The organism is Rhizobium sp. 05L429, from assembly GCF_056397645.1.
Map to the genome: position 1 here is coordinate 114,835 of NZ_JBFTNV010000006.1, position 17,294 is coordinate 132,128.

The 17,294-nt window shown below is 60.4% G+C and carries 15 protein-coding genes and 1 other RNA gene; 14 read left to right on the plus strand and 2 right to left on the minus strand.

From position 1 onward, the window contains the following. Positions 1-92: 92 nt before the first annotated feature. On the minus strand, positions 93-728 hold the full coding sequence (locus AC1DNW_RS08195) for a LysE family translocator (RefSeq protein ID WP_113300090.1): 636 nt from the start codon (positions 726-728) through the stop codon (positions 93-95). Positions 729-786: 58 nt separating this feature from the next. Continuing rightward, the gene (locus tag AC1DNW_RS08200; protein ID WP_113308060.1) at positions 787-1,998 is read right to left on the minus strand and encodes a pyrophosphate--fructose-6-phosphate 1-phosphotransferase; all 1,212 of its coding nucleotides are present in this window, start codon (positions 1,996-1,998) and stop codon (positions 787-789) included. 470 nt (positions 1,999-2,468) lie between these two features. Here AC1DNW_RS08200 and AC1DNW_RS08205 point away from each other — a divergent pair, with 470 nt between their 5' ends. From AC1DNW_RS08205 to ftsW, 14 genes are all read left to right on the plus strand, one after another. After that, on the plus strand, positions 2,469-3,176 hold the full coding sequence (locus tag AC1DNW_RS08205) for a TerB family tellurite resistance protein (protein WP_477852412.1): 708 nt from the start codon (positions 2,469-2,471) through the stop codon (positions 3,174-3,176). Further along, complete coding sequence (locus AC1DNW_RS08210) at positions 3,173-3,934, plus strand: N-acetylmuramoyl-L-alanine amidase (RefSeq protein WP_113308061.1); 762 nt, start codon at positions 3,173-3,175, stop codon at positions 3,932-3,934. Before AC1DNW_RS08205 ends, AC1DNW_RS08210 begins: the two co-directional genes overlap by 4 nt. Positions 3,935-4,196: 262 nt before the next feature. Continuing rightward, positions 4,197-4,814: a lytic transglycosylase domain-containing protein gene (locus AC1DNW_RS08215; RefSeq protein ID WP_113300094.1), complete on the plus strand. Its 618-nt coding sequence runs from the start codon at positions 4,197-4,199 to the stop codon at positions 4,812-4,814. 81 nt (positions 4,815-4,895) lie between these two features. Next, on the plus strand, positions 4,896-6,071 hold the full coding sequence (locus tag AC1DNW_RS08220) for an FAD-dependent oxidoreductase (RefSeq protein ID WP_113308062.1): 1,176 nt from the start codon (positions 4,896-4,898) through the stop codon (positions 6,069-6,071). A gap of 57 nt (positions 6,072-6,128) precedes the next feature. After that, positions 6,129-6,522: RNase P RNA component class A (gene rnpB, locus AC1DNW_RS08225), an RNA gene on the plus strand. A 431-nt stretch (positions 6,523-6,953) separates the two neighbouring features. Continuing rightward, on the plus strand, positions 6,954-7,391 hold the full coding sequence (gene mraZ / locus AC1DNW_RS08230; protein WP_477852413.1) for a division/cell wall cluster transcriptional repressor MraZ: 438 nt from the start codon (positions 6,954-6,956) through the stop codon (positions 7,389-7,391). A 17-nt stretch (positions 7,392-7,408) separates the two neighbouring features. After that, positions 7,409-8,434 carry a 16S rRNA (cytosine(1402)-N(4))-methyltransferase RsmH gene (gene rsmH, locus AC1DNW_RS08235; protein WP_113308063.1) on the plus strand — a complete coding sequence of 342 codons (1,026 nt, stop codon included), beginning with the start codon at positions 7,409-7,411 and terminating at the stop codon, positions 8,432-8,434. Between the two features lies 1 nt (position 8,435). After that, a complete protein-coding gene (gene ftsL / locus AC1DNW_RS08240) occupies positions 8,436-8,891 on the plus strand; it encodes a cell division protein FtsL (RefSeq protein WP_477852415.1) in 456 nt (151 codons plus the stop codon). Then, positions 8,891-10,639: a peptidoglycan D,D-transpeptidase FtsI family protein gene (locus AC1DNW_RS08245; protein WP_113300098.1), complete on the plus strand. Its 1,749-nt coding sequence runs from the start codon at positions 8,891-8,893 to the stop codon at positions 10,637-10,639. Before ftsL ends, AC1DNW_RS08245 begins: the two co-directional genes overlap by 1 nt. A gap of 64 nt (positions 10,640-10,703) precedes the next feature. Further along, positions 10,704-12,164, plus strand: coding sequence for a UDP-N-acetylmuramoyl-L-alanyl-D-glutamate--2,6-diaminopimelate ligase (locus AC1DNW_RS08250; RefSeq protein ID WP_477852416.1), 1,461 nt, complete (start codon positions 10,704-10,706; stop codon positions 12,162-12,164). Next, positions 12,161-13,594: a UDP-N-acetylmuramoylalanyl-D-glutamyl-2,6-diaminopimelate--D-alanyl-D-alanine ligase gene (locus tag AC1DNW_RS08255; protein WP_113300100.1), complete on the plus strand. Its 1,434-nt coding sequence runs from the start codon at positions 12,161-12,163 to the stop codon at positions 13,592-13,594. Before AC1DNW_RS08250 ends, AC1DNW_RS08255 begins: the two co-directional genes overlap by 4 nt. Before the next feature lie 20 nt (positions 13,595-13,614). Beyond that, positions 13,615-14,715 carry a phospho-N-acetylmuramoyl-pentapeptide-transferase gene (gene mraY, locus AC1DNW_RS08260; protein WP_113300101.1) on the plus strand — a complete coding sequence of 367 codons (1,101 nt, stop codon included), beginning with the start codon at positions 13,615-13,617 and terminating at the stop codon, positions 14,713-14,715. A gap of 7 nt (positions 14,716-14,722) precedes the next feature. Continuing rightward, a complete protein-coding gene (murD, locus tag AC1DNW_RS08265; protein ID WP_113308066.1) occupies positions 14,723-16,135 on the plus strand; it encodes a UDP-N-acetylmuramoyl-L-alanine--D-glutamate ligase in 1,413 nt (470 codons plus the stop codon). Position 16,136: 1 nt separating this feature from the next. Next, positions 16,137-17,291 (plus strand): putative lipid II flippase FtsW, encoded by a 1,155-nt coding sequence (gene ftsW / locus AC1DNW_RS08270; protein WP_113300103.1) that lies wholly within the window; start codon positions 16,137-16,139, stop codon positions 17,289-17,291. Positions 17,292-17,294 lie beyond the last annotated feature (3 nt).

A 17,294-nucleotide genomic window follows, 5' to 3' on the forward strand; every position in this document is an offset into this window, starting at 1 on the left:
CCGCGCCGGCAGCGTCTAAAAGTTATCAAATACCTTAAGCGTGGGGGAAGGCATTAACCTATTMGTGTCTTTCCAGCAACCACGGAATATTACTAGGCTGCAATACGGCGATACCCGGCCGTTACGGCGCCTGCTGCGATCAGCAGGGTGCCGCCGGAGCGGTTGACCGCGCGCTGCACGCTGGCCTTGCGAATCAAGCCGCGGGCGGCGTGTGCGGCCAAGGCGTAGCAGGAGGCGTTGATGGTGGCGAGCACGAGGAATGTCGCTTCCATGATCAGCATCTGATCGAGGAAGGGACGGGCTGGGTTGAGGAACTGCGGCACGAAGGCGACGAAGAAGACGATGCTCTTCGGGTTCAGCGCCGTCACGACATAGGCATGCAGGAAGATCTGCAGAGACCTTTCTTCCGGCAGATTATCATTGTCAGCAATGTGTTCGCCGACGATCGGAGCCCGCCAGAGCTTGATTCCCAGCCATATCAGATAGGCGCCGCCGACCCACTTCAGCACGGTGAACAACGTCGCCGATGCGGCAAGCAGGGCGCCGAGGCCAAACAGTGAGGCTGTCATGGCGGTGAAATCGCCGAGGGCCACACCCGAAACGGTCGCAAGCGCCGTTTTCCGGCCATGACCCAGCGCATAGGAGACAACCAGAAGAATGGTCGGCCCCGGTATGGCGAGCATGATGGCGGACGCGGCAGCAAAAGCGAGCCAGGCTTCGAGCGACATGGAATCTCCTCCTATTCCTTAGAGAACCAGCAAAGACACCATATTAGCCATCCGTCAATCATGCGGACCTGTATTTTTGCCCGATCTGGTTCATTACTTCGCCAAACCATACGGTTGAAAGATCAAACGGCTTACCACCCTTGATGCGGGGGAATTCTATTGTGCGCAACTTGCCATTCTGCGCTTCGTCGTGGCCGGTTACGCCCGAAACCTTGTTGAGGGCGCTTTCGACCGCGAGGTCGACCATGCTGTGGATCAGGCGCAGATCTTCGCCGTTTGCCGGTGCGGACCGGGCGAAATACCCGGATTTCTGGACGAGCGAGCGCTCGGCGTCGAGCAGGCTTGCGAACTGCTTCTGGAACCATGCGCCGACATTGATCGTGTCGATCTTCACATGGCCGAAAGCATCGCGCTTGACCGTCTCGCCCGCGGCTTCGCGCTCGGCGACGATGGCGTCGAGGCAGGCGCCTTCCGATACGAAGACCGTGGCATGGCCGGTGCGGTCCATGATCTCCTTGAGGCGGGCGGCTTCGGCATCGAGGTCGAAGGCCATTTCCGGCAGGTAGACTGCGTCGGTGCTCTTCATATGCTCGTTCATCATCAGGCCATCGACATATTCATTGCCTTTGGTGCGCTGGAGATAGGCGCGGGCGGTGGCAGCCGTCAGCCAGCCGCAATGGCGGCCCATGACCTCGTGGATGACGAGGGTGCGCGGGGCGGCGGTCTGTTCGTTGCTGACATTGTCGAAGAAGTGCGCGCCGACCTCGGCAGCCGTCCAGGCGCCCAGCGACTGGCGGATCGGCACAACGTCGTTATCTACAGTCTTCGGCAGGCCGACGACCGTGAGGTCATAACCGTTTGCCGCAAGATAGGCGGCGAGGTCGGCAGCCGTCGTATTCGTGTCATCGCCGCCGATCGTGTGCAGGATGGTGACGCCGTCATTGGCGAGACGTTCGGCGGCGACCCGCAGCGGATTTTCGCCTTCCTTGACGAGGCCGCGCTTCACGCAGTCGGCGGCATTGGTGAGCTTGACGCGGCTATTGCCGATCGGCGAACCGCCATAGCGGTGCAGGAGCGGCGCCTTCTCGCGCATCTGGGTATTGATCTGAACGCTGTCGCCGAGCAGCACGCCCTGATAGCCGGACTTGTAGGCGATCAGCTCGATATCGGGAGCGACATCGCTATAGCGCTCGATAAGGCCGCCGACGGCGGACGAAAGGCAGGGCGCCAGGCCTCCGGCGGTCAGCATTGCGACTTTCTGTTTGGCCATAATCCCTCCTTGGGCGCATTGGTGCGCGACGGCGTGCAGCCTAAAGCGTATTGCGTTCTTTTCAGATCCGCTTGCTACGTTTTAAGCCTTCGTTTTCCGCATGTCGTTATCGCAAAACCGCGGCACACTTTTGCTCGACACGCTCTAGGTAACGCATGGATGCGACAGGGAAAGTGGCCTGTAAAGTAAAGAATTTACGAAAAACGCGGCTTTATGCAAGCTGGGTGCGGGAAGCGCCGATATAATCGGTTCAATGCCGATCGACCTATCCATAAGTGTTGTGGAAATCGCCGGCCGTTGTGCCGATAATGCGGGAAATGGCTGACACGGTCGGTGATGGCGGCTGCCGCGACAATTACCAAATCGTGAAAACTGTTTTCAAATCTACGACCAATAGCCGCCTTGCAATGGCAACGATTATTTGGTCAAGGTGTTTCTTCTAGAACTTGCTGCATTGCGAGAAGATTACGATGTCTTTCTGGGAAAAACTGGTGAATGCCATTGGCAATACCGCGGGCAATGCGCTCTCCGCGGTGGTCGAGGCTATTCGCACGGTTTTCGAAGGCGATCCGGAKACGCGCCGCAAGGTTGCCTTTTCGGTGGCCGTCATTGCGCTGTCTGCCAAGATGGCCAAGGCCGACGGTATTGTGAGCGAGAAGGAAGTGCAAGCCTTCCGCGACATCTTCGAGTTTCCTCCCAGCGAGGCGAAGAATGTCGCGCGCCTCTATAATCTCGCCCGCCAGGACGTTGCGGGTTACGAGGCCTACGCAGCAAAGCTGTCCACGCTTTGCTCGACCTGCGCCGCCAATTGCCCGGTTCTGGAAGATGTGCTCGACGGTCTGTTCCATATCGCCAAGGCGGATGGGCTGATCCACGAGAAGGAAATGAATTTCCTACGCCATGTCGCCGAAATCTTCCAGATGAGCGAGGCCCGCTTCGATCAGATTGCTGCGCGTCACGTCTCTGCTGGCCGCGATCCCTACAAGATTCTCGGGGTTTCGCCGGCGGATGATTTCCCGACGATCCGCCGCCATTACCATGTGCTCGTCAGCGAGCATCATCCGGACCGGCTGATCTCGCGCGGCGTGCCGGAAGAGTTCCATGCGATCGCCAATGAACGTATGGCGGCGCTGAACGACGCCTATGCGGCGATCGAAAAGGAACGTCGCGCCGCATGACCTCATTCGAGGCAGACTACGGCAAGGCGCGCGTCCAGCCCTCGCCGAACCATGGCGAACGGGCTGATGGCCGCAAGCCCGATATGATCCTGCTGCATTATACGGGCATGCCGAGTGCCGAGGGCGCGCTTGACTGGCTCTGTCGGGACGAAAGCCAGGTTTCCAGCCATTATTTCGTGCAGCCGAACGGCGAGGTCGTGCAGCTCGTGCAGGAGATCCACCGCGCATGGCATGCTGGCAAGAGCTTCTGGCATGGCGAAACGGATATCAATTCGCTGTCGATCGGCATCGAGATCGCCAATGCCGGCCATCCGGGCGGGCTTCCCGACTATCCGAGGGAGCAGGTCGCTGCGGTGATCGAATTATGTCGCGATTGCGGCGTTCGTTGGTCGATCGCGCCTGAAAGAGTGCTCGGCCACTCCGATGTCGCCCCCGTGCGCAAGGTCGATCCAGGCGAGAAATTCCCTTGGCACGAACTGCATCAGGCCGGCGTTGGCCACTGGGTGGAACCGGCCGCCATCACCGGCGGGCGCTTCTTCCAGCGCGGCGACCGCGGACAGCCTATCGAAGCGCTGCAATCCATGCTGTCGCTCTATGGTTACGGCACTGAGATCACAGGCGAATTCAGCGACAAGACGGCAGGCGATGTGGAAGCCTTCCAGCGGCATTTTCGCCCCGAGCGAGTGGACGGAATCGCCGATTTTTCGACGATCGATACGCTGCACCGGCTGCTGTCCTCGCTGCCGCGTTATTCCTGACCGTTCATAATTTTCGACATTACCGATTTTCCATGTTCGCATGCGAAATTCGGACTGCCACATCATTTCCCTATTATCTCCTCATTACGATGGTCTAAGAACTTCCGCTAAGCGGCGCCTAAGGGTATTCCCAAGTTAAATCTGAGGCGTCATGTGAAACGATAAGAATTACTGCGAAAACTGATCAGTATTTGGTCAGAATTCTCCATGACGGCGAGGCGCGCAGTCCGGTAATTCTTTGGGTCGGAGTGATCAAGACTACATGAGAAAACTGATTGTTGTTGCTGCAGCATGCGTTGGCATGGTGCTGGCGGGAAATAACTTTGCCTTTGCGAATGACTGGGGCGTGCGAGCCGATGCGCCCGTGAAGAAAGTGGAGCGTCCGCAGAAGACAGCGGAGCGCGTGAATAAGAAGGAACGCCCGCAGAGGACGGCGCAGCGTGCGCAGAAGAAAACGGAGCGTCCGCTGAAGACGGTCGAGCGCCAGAGTGGCTATCCCGTCGCCGATGTTTCCGGCAATTCCTATTCCGCATTGATTAGCAAATATGCCAATCAATATGATGTGCCGGTGGCTCTTGCGACTGCTGTCATCCGTGTTGAAAGCAATTTCAATCCGATGGCGCGCGGCAGCCATGGCGAAATCGGCCTGATGCAGATCAAGCCGGCGACGGCCCGCATGATGGGTTATTCCGGCGGTGCCAAGGGCCTGTTCGATCCGGAAACCAACATCAAGTATGGCATGAAGTACCTGGCGGCCGCCCACGATCTCGGCGGCGGGCAGACCTGCAATACGATCCTCAAATACAATGCCGGCCATGGCGCCACGCGCATGAACCCGGTCTCGAAGTCTTATTGCGGCAAGGTTCTTGCGATGCTCTGAGCCGGAAGCGCTTTTCTCTGGCAAACGTCGGATGATTCAGCGCGATTGCCATGTTATCGCTAGCCTTTAGCGAGGTGTGATATGGCAGTCGATTTCAGGTTCATCGTCATCGGTCGCGGCATGATGGGTGCCGCGGCCGCTAAATATCTGGCACGCCAGACGGATGGCGTTGCCGTCATCGGTCCGGACGAGCCGGCTGATCGCAAGGCGCATGAGGGCGTTTTCGCCAGCCATTACGATGAAGGCCGCATCACGCGTACCATCGATCCCGATTGCGACTGGGCATTGCTCGCCAATCGCTCGATCGCACGCTATGGCGAGATCGCAAAAGAGAGCGGCGTCGATTTCTACACGGAAGTGGGCTGCCTCGCAGTCGCGCCGCCCGAGAGCGCTTACCTCGCCGGTACAAGGCAGGCCGCGGTTTCGCTCGGCGTCGAAACGACATCTTTCGATCAGGCTGAACTGAAACGACGGTTTCCCTATTTCGCTTTTCCTGCCGGCGGTGCCGGCATTTTCGAAGCGAAGGGAGCAGGGCATATCAGCCCGCGGAAGCTCGTGAAGGCGCAGTCGCTGCTCGCCGGAAAGGCGGGTGCGAGCGTGATCCGCGACCATGCCACTTCCATCCGCGAGGAGGGCGGGGCGGCCGTCGTCACCACGGCGGGCGGCAGGGTTTATCGCTCCGAGAAGGTGCTGCTGGCGGCCGGCGGTTTTTCCATTTCGCAGAATCTCTTGCGGCAATCCGTTGACATGACGGTTTACGGCCGCACCGTGACCCTGTTCGAGGTGGCGGACGAGGATGCTCCGCGCCTTGCCGATATGCCGTCGCTCATCCTCGACGCGCCCGGCATCGACATCTACCTACTGCCGCCGATCCGTTATCCCGACGGCAAGCTCTATCTGAAGATCGGTGGCGATCCCGACAATCTGGTGCTGAGCAACGATGCGGACATGCGCGCCTGGTTTCGTACGGATGGACGCGAGGTTGCGCGCGAGCATCTAAGGGGCATCGTTGATCGTATTGTGCCGGATCTGGAGGCGCAGTCCATTTCCTCCGCATCCTGCGCCGTCTCCTATACGAAGAGCCGCTATCCGATGATCGGCTATACGTCCTCGCCGCATATCGCTGTTCTGACCGGCTGCATGGGAACGTCCGCCAAGAGCTCCGATGAAATCGGCAGGCTGGGGGCCGAACTGCTTCTTGCAGGCAGAATCAAGGATCAGGGCTACGCCACGGATTTCGCACCTTATTTCCGTTAAGCCTGTCCCCCATATTTCGTTGGCTTTTGCGGGCTTCCTCGTTTAAGGGAGCCCCTGCCAGTTGGCCGGGCAGCCGCGCTTTACCAATGCCGAAAGGCGGTAGGGTGAGGAAAGTCCGGGCTCCACGGAAACACGGTGCCGGATAACGTCCGGCGAGGGCGACCTCAGGGAAAGTGCCACAGAAAGCAAACCGCCTGTCTTGACAGGTAAGGGTGAAAGGGTGGGGTAAGAGCCCACCGCATCTCCGGCAACGGATATGGCACGGTAAACCCCACCGGGAGCAAAACCGAATAGGGATGACGCGGTTGGCGAAAGCCTTCCGGCCTGTTTCTGGGTCAGTCATCCGGGTGGGTTGCGTGAGGCAGCGTGCAAGCGCTGTCCCAGATGAATGGCTGCCACGTTCCGGTTCGCCGGAGCCATACAGAACCCGGCTTACAGGCCAACTGGCGATTAACCTCCTGCAGCATACGCTTTGCTGCAAAGGCCGATTTTCTTCCTGTCAAGTCATTGAAATAACTGAAATCGAGGCAAGGTCCCACGGATCTTGCCCGGCCGGATTTCCTGTTCCCCGCGGGTGCTTCAGGTGGCGTTTGAGAATCGCTTTCCTAACCCTTTGTTAAACTTAACAGCTTATAAATGTTTGATACTGCGCCCGCCTCAAAATGGGCTCATCCCATTGACGCCCATATGGTCCCATGCTATCCCAAGTGCGCACTGCATCAGGGCAATCATCTGCCCATCAATCGCAAAGCAAAGACGCCTTCCGGATCGGAAGCGTCGGGAGGGCCTTGGTTCTTTCGGCTTGCGAAGCTGTGCCTGACTTTGAGGGTTTCGGGCGGCAAAATGCTTTCCGGGCTCTTTCGGAAACGGATGTTTCGTGTCATGAGCCGCTTCCTTTCGAATGCGACCAACAGGATCGACACCAAGGGCCGGGTTTCCGTGCCTGCGGCGTTTCGTTCCGTGCTGGCGCAGCGCAACGTCCAGGAGCTTTACTGCTTTCAGGACTTTGTGTTTCCGGCGATCAGCATCGGCGGCCMGGATCTTCTGGAAAGGTTCGAGCGGCAGATTGCGGCGGAAGATCCGTTTTCGCCGGAGGCAAACGAGATGTCGCTTCTCATTCATGGGGGCGGGGTCTTCATGAAGCTCGACGCCGAGGGGCGGTTGATGGTCACGGATTTCATTCGCGACTTCACCGGTATTTCGGACGAAGTGACCTTCGTGGGTCGGGCGGATCACTTTCAGCTCTGGCAGCCGCAAGCATTCGCGGCCGCACAGGCGCAGGCACGAGGGGAGCGCAAGCTGGCGGGCAAGCGTTCCTGAACGAACGAGGGAACGGAATGGCGGCGAATCCTGGCGGAGGTTCAACTGAAGCCGGTGGCGGACCGGTTCGCCACATTCCGGTTCTTCTCGACGAGGTGCTTGCGGCGCTGGAGCCTTTTTCCGGCAAGGTCATCCTCGACGGTACCTTTGGTGCGGGTGGCTATACCTCCGCCATTCTCGGTGCTGGTGCCGATGTGATCGCGCTTGATCGCGATCCGACGGCGATCGCGGCCGGCCAGGCGCTCGTTGCGGCGCATGGCGGTCATCTCAAGCTCATCCATTCGCAGTTTTCGCAGCTTGCCGATCATGTACCTGATGGCGGGCTTGATGGCGTGGTGCTGGATATCGGCGTTTCCTCCATGCAGATCGATGAGGCCGAGCGCGGCTTCTCCTTCCAGAAGAGCGGCCCGCTCGACATGCGTATGTCGGCCGCGGGCGTTTCTGCCGCCGATGTCGTCAATCGCGCCAAAGTGGCCGATCTCATCCGCATCTTCCATTATCTCGGCGAAGAGAGCCAGGCGCCGCGCATTGCCCATGCCATCGAAAAGCGCCGCGTCGAAAAGCCCTTCGAGACGACGCGCGATCTCGCCGGCCTGATCGAGCTGGTGACGCCGCGCAAGATGAAAGACAAGATCCATCCTGCGACGCGCGTCTTCCAGGCGCTGCGTATCTTCGTCAATGACGAACTCGGCGAGCTCGCGCAGGCGCTGTTTGCCGCTGAGCGGGCGCTGAAGCCAGGCGGTCGCCTCGTCGTCGTCACCTTCCATTCGCTGGAAGACCGCATCGTCAAGAAATTCTTCTCCGATCGTGCCGGCAAGGCAGCGGGTTCCCGCCATCTGCCTGTTGCGCATGAGCGAGCCGCGACCTTCGAGCCTGTCGGCAAGTCGATGGTTTCTGCCAGCGAAGAAGAAGCTCAGGCCAATCCGCGCGCTCGTTCCGCCAAGCTGCGCGCCGGCCAGCGTACTACCGCTCCCGCTGAATCCGAAGACATGTCGCTCTTCGGATTCCCCAATCTTGCCAGCCTCGGAAAGCTTGGAGCTTGATATGCTGAGAACGTTCGATCTTGTACTCATCGGCATCATGACGGCGGCAGCCGCCGTCACCTATACGATCAAGCACCGCGCCGAGCTGAAGCTCGAGGAGGTTCACCGCCTTGAAGCGGAGATCAAACTGGAAAAGGACACGATCGATCTGCTGAAGGCCGACTGGGCGCTGCAATCGCAGCCGAACCGGCTTGAGCGTCTGGTCACGACCTATAATGGCGAGCTGCAGCTGCAGCCGACGGATTCGACCGCGCTTGCCCATGCGCGCGAGCTTCCGATGCTGAAATCGCAGGTTCCTCAACCTGATGTTACTGAAGCCAAGGCCGGGGACGCCAAGGTTGKGGCCGTCAAGGCTGGCGCCAAGTCGATTGCTGCAGCCAAGGTCCAACCGATCCCGATGCGGGCGCCGCGCGAAGCTGAAGAGCCGGATGACATCGAAACGGGAGCGGTGGAGTAATGTCCTTTCTTTCCCGCATCATGGTTCTGAAAAGCCAGGCGCACTTTTCCGCCGGCGTCTATAACCGTTTCGGTGCCCCCTCTGGCATGGCGATCGAAGGTTCGCGCAAGCGCAAGGCGGGGCAGGCCAAGAGCCGCGTCGGCCTGCTCATCATCGGCTTCACCGCCGTCTACGCCATCATCGGCGGCCGTATGGTCGAATATGCGATGAAAGAGCCGGAATCGGTCTCGTCCATCCTGCCGCCCGATCGGCTGATGGCGTCGCGCCCCGATATTATCGACCGCAACGGCGAAGTGCTGGCGACAGATATCCGCACCGTTTCGCTGTTTGCCGAGCCGAACAAGATCGTCGATACCGACGAAGCCGTCGAGAAGCTGCAGACGGTGCTTTCGGATCTCGATGTCAAGGACACTTATAAGAAGCTCTCCAGCCGCACCTCGCATTTCGCCTGGCTGCGCCGTCAGCTGACGCCGAAGCAGCAGAGCCAGATCCTGGCGCTCGGCATTCCCGGTGTTGGCTTTCGCCCTGAAAAGCGCCGCTTCTATCCGGGCGGCGCGACGGCCGCGCATATTCTCGGCTACGTCAATATCGACAACCGCGGCGTTGCCGGCATGGAGAAATACATAGACGATCAGGGGCTTGCCGATCTTGCCTCGGTCGGCATGACGAGCAACCAGTCGCTGGAGCCGGTGCGCCTTTCGATCGATGTGCGGGTGCAGGCGATCGTGCGCGATGTCGTTGCCAATGCCGTCGTCAACTACAAGGCCAAGGGCGCCGGGGCCGTCGTGCTCGATGCCCATACCGGCGAAGTGCTTGCCATGGCGTCTGCGCCGGATTTCGATCCGAACAACCCGCAGGAGGGCTCCAAGGACGGCTGGTTGAACCGCATGTCGAACGGCACGTTCGAGATGGGTTCGACCTTCAAGACCTTTACGACCGCTATGGCGATCGACAGCGGCAAGGTTTCTCTGAAGGACAGTTTCGACGCCACTAACCCGATCCGCATCGGTGGTTTTACCATTCACGACTTCCACGGCCAGCGCCGCTGGCTGACGGTTCCGGAAATCTTCGAATATTCCTCGAATATCGGTACGGCGAAAATGATCGATATCGTCGGTATGGACCTGCAGAAGGACTATCTGACGCGCCTCGGCTTGCTCACCCGAATGCAGACCGAACTGCCCGAGGTGAAGATGCCGAGCCAGCCGCGCGTCTGGAAGAAGATCAACTCTATCACGATCTCCTTCGGCCATGGTGTCGCCACGACGCCGCTGCAGACGGCGGTTGCCGGTGCCGCTCTCATCAATGGCGGCAAGTTGATCGAGCCGACTTTTCTGCCGCGCAGCCGCGAGCAGGCCGATGAAGCGGCCGAGGTCGTCGTCAAGAAGAGCACGAGTGACGATATTCGCTATCTCTTCAAGCTCAACGGCAAAAAAGGCTCCGGCCGCAACGCCGACGTGCCGGGCTTCAATGTCGGCGGCAAGACCGGTACGGCCGACAAGGTCGTCAACGGCCGCTATGCCAGCAACTTGAATTTCAATGCTTTCCTTGCCGCTTTTCCGATCGACAATCCGCGCTATGTGGTGCTGACCTTCTGCGACGAGCCGCTTGATGGCGAGCAGCATCAGCGCATCGCTGCCTATACGGCAGCACCCATGGTCAAGAACATCGTGCGCCGTGCGGCACCCATCCTCGGTGTCGAACCGGAATTCGGCGAAGACGGCTCGGCCTTGTTGGTGTCTTATTGAGTGTGAATCAATGTCGGTGTCGATTCGTAAGGGGCGGTCGACCTGAATCAGAAAAGTGCAGTCGATGAAATTGCGGGATCTTGCCGGAAATGCGTTTCCGGAACTCAAAGCTGAACTCGAAGGGCCGGCCGGCGCGCTGGAGATTTCCGGCCTGTCTTCCGACAGCCGCAAGATCGTGCCCGGCATGGCTTTCGTGGCGGTTGCCGGCACCAAGGCCGACGGCGCGGGTTTCATCGCCGATGCTGTTGCCAAGGGCACTGCCGTCGTCATCGCATCGCATGCAGTTGAGACTTCCGTCCCGGTTCTGGTCGTTTCCGAACCGCGTCGTTTCCTCTCAGTTGCCGCTTCGCATTTCTATGGCCGCCAGCCGACGACGATGGTTGCGGTGACGGGTACGGCCGGCAAGACCTCGGTTGCTTCCTTCGTCAGGCAGATCTGGGCGCATGCCGGCCATGCGGCCGCGATGATCGGCACGACCGGTGTCGTTTCGCCGACGCGCAATGAATATGGTTCGCTAACAACCCCTGATACCATATCGCTGCACAAGCTGCTGGCCGAACTCGCCGATGAAGGCGTCACGCATGCGTCGATGGAGGCCTCCAGCCACGGCCTCGATCAGTATCGCCTCGACGGCGTGCAGCTCGCGGCCGCCGCCTTCACCAATCTCGGCCGCGACCACATGGATTATCATCCGACGGTCGAAGATTATATGGCCGCCAAGATGCATCTATTCGACCGGGTGCTGCCGAAGGGTTCTCCCGCCATCATCTTCGCCGACGATCCATGGTCGGAGCAGGCGATCGAGGCGGCGACGGCTGCGGGCCATGATGTGCGCACGGTCGGGCGCAAGGGCACATATCTGACGCTGAAGCGCGTCGAACATTTCCGTCACAAGCAGGTCGCGGAAATCCATGCGGAAGGTGAGATCTTCGAGGTCGATATTCCGCTTGCCGGCGATTTCCAGATTGCCAATGCGCTGGTTGCCGCAGCGCTCGCCACGTCGACAGGCGTTCCGGTGAAGGTTGCGATGGCCGCGCTCGAAAAGCTGCAGGGCGCATCCGGCCGCCTGGAGCTGGTCGGCCATACAAAGGATGGCGCGCTTGCCTATGTCGATTATGCCCATAAGCCGGATGCGCTGGAAAATGTGTTAAACTCGGTGCGTCCGTTCACGACTGGCCGTGTCATCGTCGTGTTCGGCTGCGGCGGCGATMGTGACCGCGGTAAACGGCCGATCATGGGCGAGATCGCCTGCCGGCTGGCCGATGTCGTTATCGTCACCGATGACAATCCGCGCTCGGAGGAGCCTTCCGCGATCCGTGCCGAGATCATGGCGGCTGCCAAGTGCGCCTCGGAGATCGGCGACCGCGCCCAGGCGATCCGCGAGGCGGTTCTGCAGCTGAAATCCGGCGATACGCTGATCGTTGCCGGCAAGGGACATGAAGAAGGGCAGACGGTCGGTAGCGTCACGCTGCCGTTTTCCGATCATGCCGAAGTGCGCAAGGCTTTGGAGGAGCGGGTACCATGAACTGGCTCTGGACCACCGAAGACATGATCGCTGCGATGGCGGGCCGTCCGTTCGGCTCGCTGCCACAGGGCATTACCGGCATTTCCATCGACAGCCGCTCGATCGCCGCCGGTGAAGCCTTCTTCGCGATCAAGGGCGACCGCGTGGATGGTCACGATTATGCTTCGATGGCGATGGCAAACGGCGCGTCGCTGCTGGTCGTCAGCGAGGCGCGCCTGCCGGCCATGGGACGGCTGACAGTGCCGATGATCGTGGTCGAGGATGTGCTTGCCGCGCTCGCCCGTCTGGGACTTGCTTCGCGTGAGCGTTCGCGGGCGAAGATCATCGCCGTTACCGGTTCGGTCGGCAAGACGACGACCAAGGAGATGTTGCGCCATGTGCTGTCGCCCTCGGGCAAGGTGCATGCGTCAGTTGCATCCTTCAACAATCACTGGGGCGTGCCGCTGACTTTGGCGCGCATGCCAATCGATACCTATTTCGGCGTCTTCGAAGTCGGCATGAACCATCCCGACGAAATCCGGCCGCTGGTGAAGATGATCCGCCCGCATGTTGCCGTCATCACGACGATCGCACCGGCCCATCTCGGCAATTTCCAGAACCTCCAGGAAATCGCTGCCGCCAAAGCGGAGATCTTCGAAGGTCTGGAGCCGGGTGGGGATGTCGTTCTCAACCGCGACAATGAGCAGTTCAATTTCCTGGAGCAGGCCGCCCAGGCGCTCGGTATTACGCGGATCCATTCCTTCGGCCAACATGCCAAGGCGGAATTCCGTCTTGCCGAATTCAACGGCTCGGATGAAAGCTCCACGCTCTGGATGACTGTTGGAGGCGACACCAAGGAAGTGGCTATCGGTGCGCCGGGCCGCCACATTGCCGAAAATGCACTGGCCGCACTCGGCGTGGTGACGATCGTCGGGGCCAATCTCGACAAGGCGATTGAGGCACTTGCGACCCTGAAGCCGGAAAAGGGCAGGGGCAAGCGTCACAAGCTGCCGATCGGCAATGGCAGCTTCACGCTGATCGATGAAAGCTATAACGCCAATCCGGCCTCCATGCGCGCGGCGATCGCGCTGCTGGCGGCGGCCGAGCCGACCGGACGCGGACGCCGCATCGCCGTGCTCGGCGACATGCTGGAGATGGGCGAATTTGCCGAGCAGGTCCATGCGGACCTTGCCGGTTCGCTGCTGGCGGCCGGTCTCGAACATGTCTGGCTCGCGGGGCCCGAGATGGTGGCGCTGAAGGAATCGCTTCCCGACAGCGTCACAGTCGAGCATCGCGAGACGACGGAAGAATTGTTGGAATTCGTATTGAACTCGGTCGCACCTGGCGACGTGTTGATGGTGAAGTCTTCTCTGGGGATCGGTTTTGGCAAGATTGTCGCCGCGCTCCTTGACAAGTACCCGCCAGTTTCAGACACGCAACGCGAACTATGATCGGGTAAAAGGGGCCCTGAATGCTGATTTGGCTAGTCGAACTGTCGGAATATTTCAAATTTCTGAATCTGTTCAGATACATTACCTTCCGGGCGGGTGCTGCTCTTTTCACCTCCGCTCTTATCGTCTTCCTCTTCGGGCCTGCCATCATCAATTCGCTGCGCATCCGGCAGGGCAAGGGCCAGCCGATCCGTGCCGATGGACCGCAGACGCATTTCAAGAAGGCCGGTACACCGACCATGGGCGGCCTGATGATCCTCGCGGGCATCGTCGGCGCATCGTTGCTTTGGGCCGATCTTTCCAACGTCTATGTCGTGGCGACGCTACTGGTGACGCTGGGCTTCGGCGCCATCGGCTTCTATGACGATTATCTCAAGGTCACCAAGCAGAGCCACAAGGGCTTCTCGGGCAAGGCGCGCCTTGGCATCGAGTTCATCATCGCCGGCATCGCCGTCTATTTCATGATGCGCACGGCGCTTGCCTCGGGTCCTGCCGGCTCGACCTTCGGTTCCTCGATCGCATTCCCCTTCTTCAAGGACTTCCTGATCAATATCGGCATCCTGTTCGTCGTCTTCGGCGGTTTCGTCATCGTCGGCGCCGGCAATGCGGTAAACCTCACCGACGGTCTCGACGGCCTTGCCATCGTGCCGGTCATGATTGCCGCTGCCGCCTTCGGCATCATCGCCTATCTTGCCGGTAATGCCGTGTTTGCAAACTATCTGCAGATCAATTTCGTGCTGGGTACCGGCGAGCTTGCCGTGGTGCTCGGCGCCGTCATCGGGGCGGGCCTCGGTTTCCTCTGGTTCAACGCGCCGCCGGCTGCAATCTTCATGGGCGATACCGGGTCGCTGGCACTCGGCGGCACGATCGGCACCGTTGCCGTTGCCACCAAGCATGAAATCGTCATGGCGATCGTCGGTGGTCTCTTCGTCATCGAGACGCTGTCGGTCATCATTCAGGTTGGCTTCTTCAAGATGACAGGCCGGCGCGTCTTCCTCATGGCGCCGATCCACCATCACTTCGAAAAGAAGGGCTGGACAGAAAGCCAGGTCGTGATCCGCTTCTGGATCGTTGCCGTCGGCCTTGCCATGCTCGGCCTTTCCACCCTGAAGCTGCGGTGAGGCGGTCATGATCCCGGTCACGACGCTCGCAGGAAAGAAGGTTGCCCTCTTCGGTCTCGGCGGCTCTGGTGTGGCCACCGCCAAAGCGCTTGTCGCCGGCGGTGCGGAGATCACGGCCTGGGACGACAATCCTGACAGCGTCGCCAAGGCTGCGTCCGAAGGCATCACTACCGCCGACCTGCATACAATCGACTGGAGCGCGCAGGCGCTCTTCGTGCTTTCGCCCGGTGTGCCGCTGACGCATCCGAAGCCTCACTGGACGGTGGATCTGGCGCGTGCGGCCGGCGTCGATATCGTCGGTGATGTCGAACTCTTTGTTCGCGAGCGCCGGGCCCATGCTCCCGATTGCCCCTTCATCGCGATCACCGGAACCAACGGCAAATCCACCACGACGGCGCTGATTGCCCATATCCTGAAATCGAGCGGCCGCGACACGCAGCTMGGCGGCAATATCGGCACCGCGGTGCTGACGCTCGATCCGCCGAAGAGCGAGCGCTATTTCGTCGTCGAATGCTCGTCCTACCAGATCGATCTTGCGCCGACGCTCAATCCGTCGGCCGGGATACTGCTCAACCTGACACCCGATCACCTCGATCGCCATGGCACGATGCAGCATTATGCCGACGTCAAGGAACGGCTGGTCGCCGGCAGCGATGTCGCTGTTGTCGGCGTCGATGACAGCTTTTCCGTGCTGATCGCCGACCGCATCGAGCGGGCAGGGGTGAAGGTGACCAGGATTTCCCGCCGCAACGTGCTGGCCGACGGCATCTATGCCGAAGGCACGAAGCTCATCCAGGCGACAAGCGGGGCGATGCTGCCCTTTGTCGATCTCGATGGTATCCAGACACTGCGCGGCAGTCACAATGCGCAGAATGCCGCTGCGGCGGTCGCAGCCTGCCTTGCTGTCGGCGTCTCCGCCGAGGAAATTCGTGCGGGTCTTGCATCCTTCCCCGGCTTGAAACACCGCATGCAGCCGGTCGGCCGGCGCGGCAATGTCGTCTTCGTCAACGATTCCAAGGCGACGAACGCGGATGCCGCAGCACCGGCGCTTTCGAGCTACGATCGCATATACTGGATTGCCGGCGGACTGCCGAAGGCGGGTGGCATCACGACGCTTGCACCCTATTTCCCGCGCATCGCCAGGGCCTATCTGATCGGCGAGGCGGCGGCGGAATTTGCCGCGACGCTCGGCGAGGCGGTGCCTTACGAAATTTCCGGTACGCTGGATCGGGCCGTGGCGCATGCTGCTGTCGATGCCGAAAAGGACGAGACCGGCCCTCTGGCCGTGATGTTGTCCCCGGCTTGCGCAAGCTTCGACCAATACAAGAATTTTGAAGTCAGGGGCGATGCCTTTGTCGGCCATGTGGCTGCCCTTGACGGCGTGACGATGCTGATCAATTCGGCAACAGGAGGCAAATGACATGGTGAGCCGCGCGGAACGTGGAGCATTGGCCGATTGGTTCTGGACCATCGACCGCTTTTTCCTGGCCTTGTTCCTGTTCCTGATGGGCATCGGCTTCATGCTCTCGTTTGCTGCCTCGCCGGCGGTCGCCGAGCGTATCGGCCTGGAGCCCTTCCACTTCGTAAAGCGCCACGCGGCCTTCATGATCCCGTCGATCGGCGTTATGCTCGGCCTTTCCTTCCTGACGCCGCGCCAGGTACGGCGCACCGCAATCATCCTGCTGATCGTGGCACTTGCCATGATGCTGCTGGCGTTGTTCTTCGGCATCGAGGTCAAGGGTTCCCGCCGCTGGGTCACGCTTGCGGGTGTTTCGATCCAGCCGTCGGAATTCATGAAGCCGGCCTTCGTCGTGGTCTGCGCCTGGCTCTTTGCCGAACATGCGCGCCAGCCGGAAATTCCAGGCAACCTCTTTGCCATCATCCTGTTCGGCATTGTCGCTGCCCTTCTCGTCGCACAGCCGGACCTTGGCCAGACCATCCTGACGACGGCCGTCTGGGGCGGCATGTTCTTCATGGCCGGCATGCCGTGGCTCTGGATTATCGTGCTCGGTGCCGGTGGTGCGGGTGGTCTGGTGAGCGCCTATTACGTCTTCCCGCACGTGGCGGGCCGAATAGACAAGTTCCTGACCGGCGAGGGCGACACGTTTCAGATCGATACCGCCCGCGAGGCGATCATCCGCGGTGACTGGTTCGGGCAAGGGCCGGGCGAAGGCATCGTCAAACGCATCATTCCAGACGCCCATACCGACTTCATCTTCTCGGTTGCAGCCGAGGAATTCGGCATCGTCTTCTGTATCGCGCTCGTCGCCATCTTCACCGTTCTGGTGCTGCGCGGGTTGTCGCATGCCTATCGCGAACGCAACGACTTCAACCGTTTTGCCGTCGCCGGCCTCGTGCTGCAGATGGGCATCCAGTCGATCATCAATATCGGCGTCAATCTCGAACTGCTGCCGGCCAAGGGCATGACGCTGCCGCTTATTTCCTACGGCGGTTCGTCGATGGTGGCGATCTGCGTGACGGCCGGCTTCATTCTGGCGCTGACGCGCCATCGCCCGGAAAAACGTGCGCAGGACCGGAGCCTCTTCCGCGTGCCGCACGGCATGCCGGCGGAGTAGGGG